The following is a 12924-nucleotide window of genomic DNA, read 5'->3' on the forward strand; positions in this document are numbered from 1 at the left end:
TCTAAACATAAATAAAAAAAAACGAAAAGCAGTAAATTTTATGCAACCCGTGCAACAAAAATAAATGTTATATGTTTAGGTATAAAATTGCATATTCGCATATTATAAACAATACAATGCATGTTTGAAGCCATATTACTAGGAATAGGAGCAGGGATTATTTCGTCGTTTTTAACAGGGCCGGTATTTTTTGCAATGATCAAAACCAGCATAGAGCGGGGTTTTAAAGCGGGGTTTTCTTTGGCTGTTGGCGTGATTATCAGCGATATAATCTTAATTGGACTGGTCCTTTTTGGCAGCCAGTTTTTTGACTACAAGGCAGAATTTGATAAATATGTAGGCTCTATCGGGGGCCTATTTTTGTTAGCGGTGGGTATCTATTACCTGGTTTCTAAAATAACCGTACATTATGATAGTTCAACCTTACAAAAGGTGAGTAAACGGGGTTATGTCATAAAAGGATTTCTGATGTGTATCCTCACACCTTCTACGCTCATGTTCTGGATTATTGTTAGCGGAATCATCTCTGTTAAGCTCAATAACATGCTTAACGAGAAATTGGTCTGCTTTTTTATCGCCATGGCCACTCAACTGGCTATCGATGGCGCTAAAAGTTTTTATTCCAGCAAACTCCGTTATAAAATAAAAGAAGATGCGCTGAAGAAACTCAATAAAATTGCCGGTGTGGTCATCATCATCTTTGCTTTCTGGCTGATCATTAAAACTTATCTGAAGTTTTACGCATAACTCTTTTCAAAATAGACACACTTAGATGTTTAAACATTTTTTTTGAAAAGCAGGTGCAGTAAAACTATTATTGTTAGTCCTGCCAATGCTGCAAGTCCTCAGCAAATGAAGAATTTGCCTCCGGGCTTTCCGCGAATGTCAGGTTTAGATAGGAGAAGCAAGCAACATTAAATGAAGATGAAAACCTGCTTTGTGCCTTAGTGCCTTTGTGGTAACACGAAAATATCCCTTAGTAAAACATATCTGAAGTTTTACGCATAATATATTGCATTCCCAGTTTAGATGCACTTAGATGTTCAAACATTTTTAGAAAAGCAGGTGCAATAAAACTATTATTGTTAGTCCTGCCAATGCTGCAAGTCCTCGGCAAATGAAGGATTTGCCTCCGGGCTTTCCGCGAATGTCAGGTTTAGGTAGGAGAAGCAAGCAAAATTAAATGAAGATGGAAACCTGCTTTGTGCCTTTGTGTCTTCATGCCTTTGTAGTTAAAAATTAAAAATAGAACTAAGCGTTTGTCACCCTCAGTGTAGTCGAAGGGCATCCTTTCTCTGTGCAAACTCAGTGCAATTGGTGGTAAAAACGAGCTCAAAAAAATAGCCCATATGCCTATGAGCTATTTATTATTCAAAATATTTTAGGGGCTAATAAGCCCTTTGGTTATTTCCTTCTTTCCAGTTAACAAAAGCTTTGTTTACCACTTTGTTACCGCCTGGGGTTGGATAATTTCCTGAGAAATACCAGTCACCTTTGTTTTTCGGACAAGCCTCGTGCAGGTTCTCTAAACTCTGGTAAATCACTTCAACTTCAGCAACAGTACCTTTTGGGGTAATAATCTGTGCAATTTTGGCCGAGATTTCTTCAGGGGTAAATGGTTTATAAATTTCTTTAACGTGGTTTACAATTTCCTCTTTCGGTAAAAGTAACGAAGCTTTACATTTGGTATAAACATCTTCAATTACCTGCCACATGCCACGTTCAGTAAGCAATTGGATTGCCGCATCAAAAGCCACAAACTGACCCATCCGGCTCATATCTATCCCATAACAATCAGGGTAACGGATCTGAGGTGCAGAAGAAACAATAATAATCTTTTTAGGATGTAAACGGTCTACAATTTTAATGATGCTCTGTTTTAAAGTAGTACCACGAACAATAGAATCGTCTAAAGCCACCAAAGTATCCTGGTGATTGTTGATAATACCATAAGTAGTATCATAAACGTGTGCCACCATTTCGCTACGATCAGCATCCTGGGTAATAAAAGTCCGCAGTTTAACATCTTTTACCGCCAGTTTTTCTACACGTGGTGCAAGCGACAATAAATCGTCTAACTGCTCATCCGTTAACTGTTCTTTTTTATGTAAGAGAACTTCTTTCTGATGATTGCGCACATAACGTTGTACGCCATCAACCATCCCGAAAAACGCAACCTCAGCAGTATTCGGAATAAAAGAGAAAACCGTATTTTTTAGATCGTAATTAACCGCTTTCAAAATTTTATCGCTCAATAAACGGCCAAGCTGTTTACGTTCGCGGTAAATCTCCACATCACTTCCTTTAGAGAAATAGATGCGTTCGAATGAGCAAGATAATCTTTCGGTAGGCTCGCGGAATTGCTCCATGCTCACCTCGCCATTTTTCTTAATGATTAAAGCATGACCTGGATCGATCTCTTTAACATCTTTAAACTGGATATTAAATGCAGTTTGTAAAGCTGGCCTTTCGGAAGCCGCTACTACAATCTCATCATCATAATAATAATATGCCGGACGGATACCTGCCGGATCGCGCATAATAAACGAATCGCCATTACCCACCATACCACAGATCGAATAACCTCCATCCCATGTTTTGGCCGAGCGGCGAAGGATATTCGCAATATCTAAATTATCAGATATTTTGTGCGTAATCGCAACGTTATCATGTCCTTCCTTTTTATACTGATCGAAAAGCTCCTGGTTTTCATCGTCCAAAAAGTGACCGATTTTTTCCAGCACGGTAACCGTATCTGCTTTTTCTTTTGGATGTTGCCCTAACTCATACAATTGCTCCAATAACTCATCAACATTAGTCATGTTAAAGTTACCTGCAATTACCAGGTTACGCGTCATCCAGTTGTTCTGCCTTAAAAAAGGGTGGCAATTTTCGATACTGTTTTTACCATGCGTACCATAACGCAAATGGCCCATTAACACCTCGCCGATAAAGCTTACGTTGTTTTTGAGCCATTCTGTATCCTGCATTAATTCAGGGGTGTTTTCCTGGATATCGACAAATTTGTTCTGTACATATTCGAAGATATCTGCTACCGCATTAGATGCCATGCTCCGGTATCGGCTAATGTACCTACTGCCCGGTTTCATATCCAGCTTAATGGTGGCAATGCCAGCGCCATCCTGGCCCCGGTTATGCTGTTTCTCCATTAAAAGGTATAATTTGTTAAGGCCGTAAAGTGCTGTACCGTACTTTTGCTGGTAGTAAGAAAGTGGTTTTAACAGGCGAATAAAAGCGATTCCGCATTCGTGTTTTATCTGATCACTCATTGTGTGGGTTTGAAGCCGCAAAGTTATCCTTTTAAACCATTACAACCTAAACAAAAATGTTTTCTTTTGAGATGATGAGTTTAAGCTGACAGATACTCCAAAAGTATGCTAATCTGCCTTTCCTACTTAAAATACTGTATTATTAATTAGAATCTTTCTAAATAATTTGCATAGTTAGTGTAAAATTAACACTTTTGCGCTATTATTAAGATTTAGTCTAAATTGAAGAAACTTTACACATCCTTATTATTCTTTTTTATTTGCTTCAATTCGCTTGCGCAAATAAGAAACGTTGTGGTCGGAAAAGTAACCGACCCGCAGAACAAGCCCTTAGAACTTGTTAACATCAAAATTGTAGAAACCAACCAGTATGCCATCACCGATAAGAATGGTTTATTCAGGGTAAACGGAACAGAAACGAACAACATTTTAACGTTGGAATTTTCATTCATTGGTTTTCAAAGGTTAAGATTACCGTTAACCGTAAAAGAAGGCGAAACCAATTTGGGCAATATTGCTTTAAAAGTTCTTGATTTAAGTTTAGAGAACATTGAGATCAATGCCAAAAGGAATTATACGGGCCAAACCAACTCATCATTAATCATTACGAGAGACTTAATAGAACAGACGCCGGCATTGAGTGTAAATGATTTATTGAATCAGATCCCGAACAGAAAAATCCAGCCACCATCTTTACAGAATGTACAGAATATCAATTTAAGGGCTGCTTATGCTCCAACAACAGATGGGAAAGGCGCTTTCGAATTAAATAATGCGTTTGGTATTGCCATTATTATGGATGGAAATACTATTAGCAATAATGCAAACATGCAAAGTTTTAATGCTGGTAGAGCAGGTGGAGTAGGCTTATCATTTGTAAAAAGCGGATCATACGGGATAAGAGGAACTGGCGACGACAAAACAGGATACACTGGCGATTACACCTTTGGTGGCACAGATCTCCGTCAAATACCAGCAGATAATATTGAAAGTATTGAGGTAATCGCGGGTGTTGCGCCCGCAAAATATGGCGATTTAACTGATGGTGCAATTATCATTGAACGCCAGGCTGGAAAATCTCCGGCTTATGTACGCATGCAATTAAGGGATAATGCTACATCCTATGGGTTTTCCAAAGGCTTTGAAATTAGTCCAAAATATGGTTCAATAAACGTTGGGGTTAATTATGTTAATTCATTTCAAGATAACCGAGATAAATTAAAAGCTTACCGAAGGATTAATACCAATGCGATGTGGACCAACTCTTTTGGCAATACCAAACAGTTAAAAAATACCTTCAGTGTGGATTATGGAAGAAATCTCGACGGAATTAAATTTGATCCTGACGATGAAAAAAGTACGAGAACAAAATTTGATAGCTGGAATTTTAGCGTCGCAAATAGAAGCAATTATAGATTTACTTCCGGTTTCTTAAAGAATGTAGGTTTAAATTTAAGATATTCGGAAGGCCACCAGGTAAGCTATAAAGAGGAATTGGCGAATGACCCTTATGTATTATATACCACCGCTATAACTACTGGAATCCACGAAGGAACATACGATACAGGAGTTTATACTGCTCAATCATTAATTGATGGCAGACCGATAACAGCATCGGCAAATCTTGATTTTACAGGAGGTTTTGCTACTGGTAATCTTGTTCATAACCTTTCGTTTGGGACAAGCTTTAGTTATAGCGCAAATAAAGGTTTAGGACAAACCATCGACCCAAATGAACCAAGAAGCGGAACTAAGGTTGCGAGCACTTCATTAGGCACAAAAAGTTCTGAACGCTTTTATGATTTCCGTTTGGCAGTTGCCCAAAAGGATATAGGCTTTTATGTAGAAGATCTTTTCACAACAACTGTACTGGGCAAACCTTTAAGTGTAAGGGCAGGCATCAGATCGGATATCCAAAACGGTTATGCTTCGGTATCACCTCGAACCAATATCAACTATGAAGTAAACAAAAATCTAAAATTTGGTGTTGCCTATGGCTTATCTTACAAATCACCTGCTTTGGCTCAGCGTTACCCTGGCCCAACCTTCTTCGAAATTCCATTATTAAACGCTTACAATGGCAAGGTGAACGAGAGTACCTATTTAGTATATGTAGAAAGGTATGACCCTACGAATATTAATTTAAAACCATCCAAAAGTGAAAGCATTGAGTTATCTGCTCAAATCAAAATACAGAAATTCAATTTATCTATATCAGCTTATAATAAGAAATCAAGAAATGGAATTTCAACAGTTCAAACTTTACAAACGATAGAATTACCAACTTACACAGCTACAATCAATCCGGGGGCAAAACCTACTGTTATACAGAACGGCACTAGCCCTTATGCTATAAATTATTTTACTTTCAAAAACGACCTCTCATCAGACAATCAAGGTTTTGAGGTAATTTTAAACACACCTGAGGTTAAGGAAATCAAAACATCTTTTAACTTAAGCGGAGGGCTTTTCAGAACATCTTATGGTTCAACTTCAAATAGTTTGAGTGATAAGATGCCTAATACCATTCCAACAGACCCGAATTACGCCTACATTGGTGTTTATGAACCTGTTAATAAAAAAGCATATTTTAGTAATGGGAGGCTAACTAGTGTTACACATATCCCCAAATTAAGCCTTATTGTTTCTTTTGTAGCAGAATTTGATCTTTTAGATAAAAATGTAAGCAGCGCGACTTCAAGAATTCCTGTTGGGTATTATAACAGGTTTAACCAATATACTGCTATTACTAATTTCGACAAAAATAATTCGTCTTACGGCCATCTTTATATTACACCCGAAGAGCAATCAGAAAATGATCTTCCTCGTGTAATTTCCAATTATCATTTAAGTATTGCCAAAGAGATAAAAAAACGTTTCAAGTTTGCTTTTAATGTTTACAACGTATTTAACCACCGTCCATATTACGTTACAACCACTGGCATTTATAAATACCCAAATAGTAGTCCAACATTTGGAGCAGAATTATCAATTAAACTTTAAGAGATGAGAAAATTATTATTCATATTATTATTGGCTATAACCGCTTGTAAAAAATATCAAGGAGACGTTACCGGAATCCACCCGGTAAAATACCATGTGATAACATCTTATGCCTCAGAAAATTTAGGAAAGCTATTACCAAAAGCTAAAATAGAGGTTACATTTAAAAGTGCTAAAAATGGCTTAATTCAAAAATATATAACTGAAAGTAATGGTACTGTTTCGCTTGACTCGATTTCACCAGGTGTTTATGATATATCTGCATCAATTAAAATTCAACCAGCAGATTATACGACTTTAACTGGTGAAAAAGTAGATAAGGAAGTGGTTTTTAATGCATCAGAAAAATCAAAAACCATTACAATTGAAGATAATCAGCGTGTTGAACTTAAACTGATTTCAGGATCCACCGGACCTTGGGTAATTAAACAAATTTATTATGCAGGATCTAATACTACAACAGGAGCATCGTTTCGTGATCAATTTATAGAAATATATAATAATACCGATTCACTTTTATATGCAGATAGCTTATACATAGCAGAAGCTTTAGGAATTCAAAATTTCACTTCAACTAACATTTACAGACAAAACAATAGCCAGTATGACTGGAGCAAATCGCAGGGAATGCCAACAAATATTGATGCAAATAATGGTTACATCTACACCAGAGCATTATTAATGATTCCCGGCACAGGAAAACAATATCCTGTTAAACCGGGAGAAAGCATAGTTTTAGCTCAAACTGCATTAAACCATAAAGCACCATTTACCGGTTCTGACGGAAAAACAATCACAGTAAGAGATCCTTCTTTAACAATTGATTTGAGTGGAGCCGATTTTGAGGCTTATTATGCTCCTTTTTTAGCGAAGCCATTGGCGTCAGATATCGATAACCCCAGTGTACCCAATGTGGAGGTATTATCTTATAGCGGCACTGATCTTATTTTTGATAATCCGGGCAGAATGGGCTATGTGATATTTAAAAATAAAGGGGATATAGATATTAAAAAATTACCACAATATCCTTATCCAACAATTACACCACCAACGGCAAGTACAGATAAATATTATCAAATTCCTATTGATTTTATTATTGATGGAGTAGAAGTACAGCCTAGTAGTGCGGCATCGAGGGTACCCAAAAAGCTAGGGGCTTCTTTGGATGCGCTTTATGCTTATGCTCCAAATGGTGCATACTCTTCTCAGTCTGTTATCAGAAAAACAGATAGTATTGTAAACGGGAGAAGAATTTTAAAAGACACCAATAATTCTGCTGAAGACTTTGACTTTTTACCACTCGCAGCTCCTAAGGCATTTAAATAAGCATTACACTATAGAAATACCGAATAAAATAAAAATGAAGAATACCATTCTATATATACTTTTAGTTTTTAGTTCTATACTTACAGCATACGGCCAGAAGCGTGATACGTTAAGCATCAATGTGAAAAATAAATTATTTTCTGCTGATTCAACTCTTTTTGCTGCTTACAATTTTGCAAAATCAAGTCCTTTCTATATCAAAAAATTAATGCCATCAACTTATAACAACTTAAGTATCGGTCACGACTTCGAAAAAGGGCATTTAATGAAAGCGCAAGACGCAACGAAAGCCAATGGCACTTTTTTAAGAACTGAGGGAATTTCCCAGTTAAAATCAATTAGCATTTGGGGGCAGTTTTCATATAAGAGAACAGTTGAAGACAGTGTGGCATTTTCTCATCAAACGCGAAATAACTTGGCAAACCCATATTATTTTGGCTCGGCTAGAAATGTAAATTATCAAAGGACGATATATAACCTAAAAACATTGGCAAGTAAAAATATTCTGAAAAATAATTTACCTATTGGTTTAGGTGCTGATTATAGAATTGGTGATCACTACTCTACCAACGATCCACGTGGAGATATAAGTGATTACCAATTAAATTTAGTCGGTACTCTTGGATACAATATCACAAAAGAATTGGCAATCGGCGCAGCTTATCGTGTTGGGTATGGATTTGAAAAAGTAAATGTTGCTTATAAAAATAATAGTCTCAATCAAGGAAGAGTTAGTCCAGAATTCACAAACTATCTCATAAATGGCTACGGAGAACCAGGAGAATACAATGTAAATAGAACCGTTCAAAACAATCAAACTAGAAATGGTCTTGACGCTTATTTAACATACGATGCGGAAAAAACTGGTAGTTTCAATTTCAATTATCAAACATCAAAAGAAAAGCAAAAATTTGACTACAGAACTTCAGAGGGAATTTCTAAATTCATCAGTTTTAATTTGGTTAATGAAAACTACCGTTTTTTTTGGTTGAAAAGTACTGCTGTAAATTCTTTAAGTTTTGACCTTAATTACCAAACAATTAAGGGTGACAACTACCTTAATGACTACCTTGCAAACAGTTACTTGTTTATCAACAACACGACTTCCATTAAGGGCCATTATACATTAAAAAAAAATCAGTTTACTCATAACATAGGCCTAGGTTTAAAAAAATATGAAGAACGCAGGCAAGATGGTATTGCCGGTAACGATATCAGATTTAATCAATTAAATTATTCGTTAAGTTATGGCTTAAACCATCAAAATAAAAACAATCATAACTGGGGGGTTAGCCTAACTGGTTTATATAACCAATACCTTGATTCTGATTTTAGTGTACTTTTAGCTAACGAAGGTGTGTTTACAAGGAATGTGATCTATTATGATTATGCCTATAATACAACCTCAAAATTTGGAGGTAATTTAACCGCCGATTATAGTATCCCAATGTTTAAACAAATCCATGCTGGTATTAAAGCTGGTGTTACCTACTGGAGAAGAGACAATTTAAAAGACTTTGGCAGGGTGCTGCCAAATACCCCCGGCAAAGATCGTTTTTCTTCCAATATCAGCTTAAACCTGTATTTTTAACCCATGAATAAAATTTTTGCCCTTCTTGCTTTAGCCCTCACAGGACTAATCTTATTTTCTTTTCAATCGGCTGATTTTAACAACGACGACGAACTGAGTATAGATAGCCTGCGCAAAGTTTATTCAAAACCTACCGATCAGTGGCCAAAACCAACGCTAGATAAGGGTGCGGTATTTCAGGAACTGGGTGAACTTCCACCCTCTCCTGTTGATTTAAAAAACGACTCAGTAAAAAATGTGGTAGAGCTGGGCAAAATCCTGTTTTTCGATCCGCGTTTATCGGGTTCGAACCAGATTTCGTGTTCGAGCTGCCATGCCCCGGATTTACATTGGACGGATGGCCGCCAGGTTTCAATCGGTCACGATCATTTGGCTAATATCCGCAATGCACCTTCCTTGGAAAATGTTTGGTTTTACAAACGTTTGTTCTGGGATGGCCGTGCAACCAATTTGGAAGAGCAGGCCGGAAGTCCTGTTGCTGCGCACAATGAGATGCACCAGGATATGAAAGCCTTGTCTAAAAAGCTCGGCAAGATTAAAGGTTATCAGCCTTATTTTAAGTCTGCCTTTGGCTCAAAGGAAATTACCAATAAAAGGATTTTTGAGAGCCTGGCTACTTTTCAACGTAGTATTGTGAGTAGAAGAACTCCGTTCGATCGTTTCCTGGCCAAAGATAAAAAAGCCTTAACAGACCAACAATTAATGGGTTTACATTTATTCCGCACTAAGGCACGGTGCATTAACTGCCACAACGGACCATTATTTACCGACAACGAATTTCACAATGATGGTTTAACCTATTTTGGCCGTAAATATGAAGACCTCGGTTTATACAACGTCACTAAGAAACCAGAAGATGTGGGCAAGTTTAAAACCCCAGGCTTAAGAAACGTAATGAAAACTGCACCATGGTTTCATAATGGTTTATTTCCGGATATGGATGGGGTGATGAATATGTACAACGTGGGTATGCCAAATCAACGTGTAAAAGCCGAGCAAGTAAATGATCCTCTGCTACCCAAAAACGATAAACTTTTAAAAGGTTTAAAACTAAGCATTGCCGAAAAAGATGCAGTAGTTGCTTTTTTAGAAGCGCTATCTTCGCCTACTGTACTTACACGCGTAGAGCAGTTGCCGCAGTAGTGAGTTAAGTCTAAAGTCGGGAGTCTTTAGTCCGTAGTCTGATTAAGAGCTTTTAAAGGGATAATAAACTTAGAAACCTTCCCACCATGGGTGGCGACAAATCATGAGTTGGTAGTTAACAATTTAGCAATTCTAACCATTCGTTTCAGTGAACAGTTAACCAATTTAAACAATTAACCGATTAACCTTTCTGAACAATTAACCATTTCTACATTTTACCAGACGTTAACGCTTCTCCGAAAAATATCGAAGCATGTTCGTCGAAAGCCAAAGGGTCTCCGCTGGTATAGAAATGTCTTTCGCCTTGTTTAGCCAGCTTTTCTTCGATTTCAGGGTGTCGGTCTAAATAATCGATTAAACTATCGGCTACAATCTCTCCCTGCGTTAACACGTTGATGTGATCGGGAAATACCTTTTTCAGTTTAGGCATTAATAAGGGGTAATGTGTGCAGGCCAGCAAAACACAATCAATATCCTTTGATTGACTCAATAACTGATCGCAATATTCATTAATAAAAAAATCTGCTCCCGATTGCAAGTGCTCATTATTTTCGATCAAGGGTACCCACATCGGGCAGCTCTGCTGGTAAACTTTGATGTCTGGAAAAAACTTATTGATTTCTAAAAGGTAAGATTGTGAATTAATCGTTCCCCTTGTACCCATTACACCAACCTGTTTGGTTTGGGTATAAGCATCAATTACTTCGGCTGTAGGCCTGATTACCCCCAACACTCTCCTGCCCGGATACTTAACTGGCAAATCTTTTTGCTGAATGGTTCTTAAGGCCTTTGCTGAAGCAGTATTACATGCAAGGATAACCAATTGGCATCCTTTTGCAAAAAGCCATTCTACACACTCTAAAGTATATTTATAAATAGTATCGAAAGAATGATCACCATAAGGCGAACGGGCATTATCTCCTAAATAGATATAATTATAATCGGGCAATTTATCGGCAATGGAACGGAACACCGTTAAACCGCCGTAACCTGAATCGAAAATACCTATTGGTGAAGCCTGCATTGCGTTGGAAAGTTAAATATTGAAAGAGGTTGTAAAGTTAGATGAAAAGTTGAAATGTTGGGATGTTAGTTGAAAAGTTGGAATGTTGGAACGTTGTAAAGTTGAATTTTTAGTTGGAAAGTTGAAATTTTTTAACGCATTATGAACAAAACCTTTAAACTTTTCAACCTTAAAACCTCTTCGGAACAAAAACTTCCAACTTTTAAACCTTTCATCATTAAAAACCTCTCTAAAACAAAAAAGCGGAACTAAGATAAACTTAACTCCGCAATTTCTTATTTTCCGACCTGAGACTAACGACTCAAGACTAATAAAAGACTATTTTTTAGGTGCAGCTGGTTTTGCAGCAGTTGCTGTGATACCTAATTTAGTTTTAACTGAAGCAGTGATATCATCGCCACCTTCCCAGAAAACCAGATTGTTACCACCTTGTCCGTTTGCGATATCGAAAACGTAAGCTAAACCTTTTTCTTTAGCTACAGCTGAAATTGCAGTTGCAACTTTAGCCTGGATTGGCTGGAACAATTCACCTTGTTTAGTACCTATATCCTGTGAAGCTTTAGTACGTGCATCAGTGATGCGTTTTTCCAAATCCTGTAACTCCTGTCCAGCAACCTGTAATTCTTTTCCTACACTTTCTTTGTTCGCTTCGCTCAAAGTTTTTTCTTTAGCCTGAGCAGCTGCCAATTTGGTCTGATATTCTTTGATCATTGCATCAATATCAGCTTGTTTTTGTTTACCTAGGGTTTCTAAAGTTCCTTGAGCGGCTTTAGCCTCTGGTAAATTTGCGAATACCTCTTCAGAATTAATGTGACCCAATTTTTGTTGTGCACTTGCCATATTCGCTGTAAACATTAAACCTGCTGCTACAAAGAATACGTTAATTAACTTTCTCATCGTTCTATTTTACTTTTTTTATTTTTTCTAATTGTTTTTTCTAAAAATCAGGGGCGAATATACTAATTATTTACAGTCCCTGGCTTGTAACCTAATTTTACAATTACATCATTACTAACGTCGTAACTACTGCTTGCATAAATCATCATGGTAGCCTCACTACTCTTGTCAAAAATGAAATCTAAGTATTTAGATTTTGCAATTTGTTTAATGGCTTCAGCTACTTTATCCTGAATGGGCTTGATTAATTTGGTTCTGCTTTGAAAAAGATCGCCATCGGGACCAAATTTAGACCGCTGAAATTCTTTGGCCTGTTTTTCTTTTTCGATGATTTCGTTTTCACGGCGCTTGCGCATATCATCTGTTAATAAAACCTGATCTGCCTGATAAGCTTTGTACATCCTGTCGATTTCAGAGAAGTTCTGATCAACCTGTTGCTGCCATTGTTTAGAAGCAACATCTAACTGACTTAATGCCGATTTATATTCTGGCAAATGTTTTAAAATATACTCTGTGTCTACATAAGCAAACTTCTGTGCAAAGGCACCGATAAAAGTGCAAAGTAGAAATGCGATAAAAAGATATTTTTTCATTTTGTGTGTGTGTTAATGATATAGTTAATAACCTAAGCTTTCTTTAAACTCATCTTG

At 37.0% G+C, this 12924-nt stretch carries 9 protein-coding genes; 5 read left to right on the forward strand and 4 right to left on the reverse strand.

Annotated features, from left to right (window positions below):
* Positions 1 to 120: 120 nt before the first annotated feature.
* On the forward strand, positions 121 to 747 hold the full coding sequence (locus tag H9L23_RS16220) for a LysE family translocator (RefSeq protein ID WP_187591383.1): 627 nt from the start codon (positions 121 to 123) through the stop codon (positions 745 to 747).
* Positions 748 to 1388: 641 nt separating this feature from the next.
* Here H9L23_RS16220 and H9L23_RS16225 read toward each other — a convergent pair.
* Complete coding sequence (locus H9L23_RS16225) at positions 1389 to 3290, reverse strand: amidophosphoribosyltransferase (RefSeq protein ID WP_187591384.1); 1902 nt, start codon at positions 3288 to 3290, stop codon at positions 1389 to 1391.
* 294 nt (positions 3291 to 3584) lie between these two features.
* Between H9L23_RS16225 and H9L23_RS16230 the strand changes: the two genes are divergently transcribed.
* The 4 genes from H9L23_RS16230 to H9L23_RS16245 are packed head-to-tail and all read left to right on the forward strand — an operon-like array spanning position 3585 to position 10353.
* Entirely contained in the window at positions 3585 to 6293 is a 2709-nt protein-coding gene (locus H9L23_RS16230) for a TonB-dependent receptor domain-containing protein (RefSeq protein WP_187591385.1), read from the forward strand.
* 3 nt (positions 6294 to 6296) lie between these two features.
* Positions 6297 to 7619 carry a DUF4876 domain-containing protein gene (locus tag H9L23_RS16235; protein ID WP_187591386.1) on the forward strand — a complete coding sequence of 441 codons (1323 nt, stop codon included), beginning with the start codon at positions 6297 to 6299 and terminating at the stop codon, positions 7617 to 7619.
* 34 nt (positions 7620 to 7653) lie between these two features.
* Positions 7654 to 9210 carry a DUF6850 family outer membrane beta-barrel protein gene (locus tag H9L23_RS16240; protein ID WP_187591387.1) on the forward strand — a complete coding sequence of 519 codons (1557 nt, stop codon included), beginning with the start codon at positions 7654 to 7656 and terminating at the stop codon, positions 9208 to 9210.
* A 3-nt stretch (positions 9211 to 9213) separates the two neighbouring features.
* Positions 9214 to 10353 carry a cytochrome-c peroxidase gene (locus H9L23_RS16245; protein WP_187591388.1) on the forward strand — a complete coding sequence of 380 codons (1140 nt, stop codon included), beginning with the start codon at positions 9214 to 9216 and terminating at the stop codon, positions 10351 to 10353.
* A 208-nt stretch (positions 10354 to 10561) separates the two neighbouring features.
* On the opposite strand, the gene murI is transcribed toward H9L23_RS16245, so the two are convergent.
* The 3 genes from murI to H9L23_RS16260 all read right to left on the reverse strand — a co-directional run bounded on the left by murI (position 10562) and on the right by H9L23_RS16260 (position 12867).
* The gene (gene murI / locus H9L23_RS16250) at positions 10562 to 11377 is read right to left on the reverse strand and encodes a glutamate racemase (protein ID WP_187591389.1); all 816 of its coding nucleotides are present in this window, start codon (positions 11375 to 11377) and stop codon (positions 10562 to 10564) included.
* 318 nt (positions 11378 to 11695) lie between these two features.
* Positions 11696 to 12274 carry an OmpH family outer membrane protein gene (locus H9L23_RS16255; protein ID WP_187591390.1) on the reverse strand — a complete coding sequence of 193 codons (579 nt, stop codon included), beginning with the start codon at positions 12272 to 12274 and terminating at the stop codon, positions 11696 to 11698.
* Positions 12275 to 12336: 62 nt separating this feature from the next.
* A complete protein-coding gene (locus H9L23_RS16260; protein WP_187591391.1) occupies positions 12337 to 12867 on the reverse strand; it encodes an OmpH family outer membrane protein in 531 nt (176 codons plus the stop codon).
* Between the last annotated feature and the right edge of the window lie 57 nt (positions 12868 to 12924).

This window comes from Pedobacter roseus (assembly GCF_014395225.1).
GTDB lineage: Bacteria > Bacteroidota > Bacteroidia > Sphingobacteriales > Sphingobacteriaceae > Pedobacter > Pedobacter roseus.

Bases quoted from the DNA above. Each gene is read 5' to 3' on its own strand.
- H9L23_RS16220 (WP_187591383.1), top strand. From the start codon at position 121: ATGTTTGAAGCCATATTACTAGGAATAGGAGCAGGGATTATTTCGTCG.
- H9L23_RS16225 (WP_187591384.1), bottom strand. From the start codon at position 3,290: ATGAGTGATCAGATAAAACACGAATGCGGAATCGCTTTTATTCGCCTG.
- H9L23_RS16235 (WP_187591386.1), top strand. From the start codon at position 6,297: ATGAGAAAATTATTATTCATATTATTATTGGCTATAACCGCTTGTAAA.
- H9L23_RS16240 (WP_187591387.1), top strand. From the start codon at position 7,654: ATGAAGAATACCATTCTATATATACTTTTAGTTTTTAGTTCTATACTT.
- H9L23_RS16245 (WP_187591388.1), top strand. From the start codon at position 9,214: ATGAATAAAATTTTTGCCCTTCTTGCTTTAGCCCTCACAGGACTAATC.
- murI (WP_187591389.1), bottom strand. From the start codon at position 11,377: ATGCAGGCTTCACCAATAGGTATTTTCGATTCAGGTTACGGCGGTTTA.
- H9L23_RS16255 (WP_187591390.1), bottom strand. From the start codon at position 12,274: ATGAGAAAGTTAATTAACGTATTCTTTGTAGCAGCAGGTTTAATGTTT.
- H9L23_RS16260 (WP_187591391.1), bottom strand. From the start codon at position 12,867: ATGAAAAAATATCTTTTTATCGCATTTCTACTTTGCACTTTTATCGGT.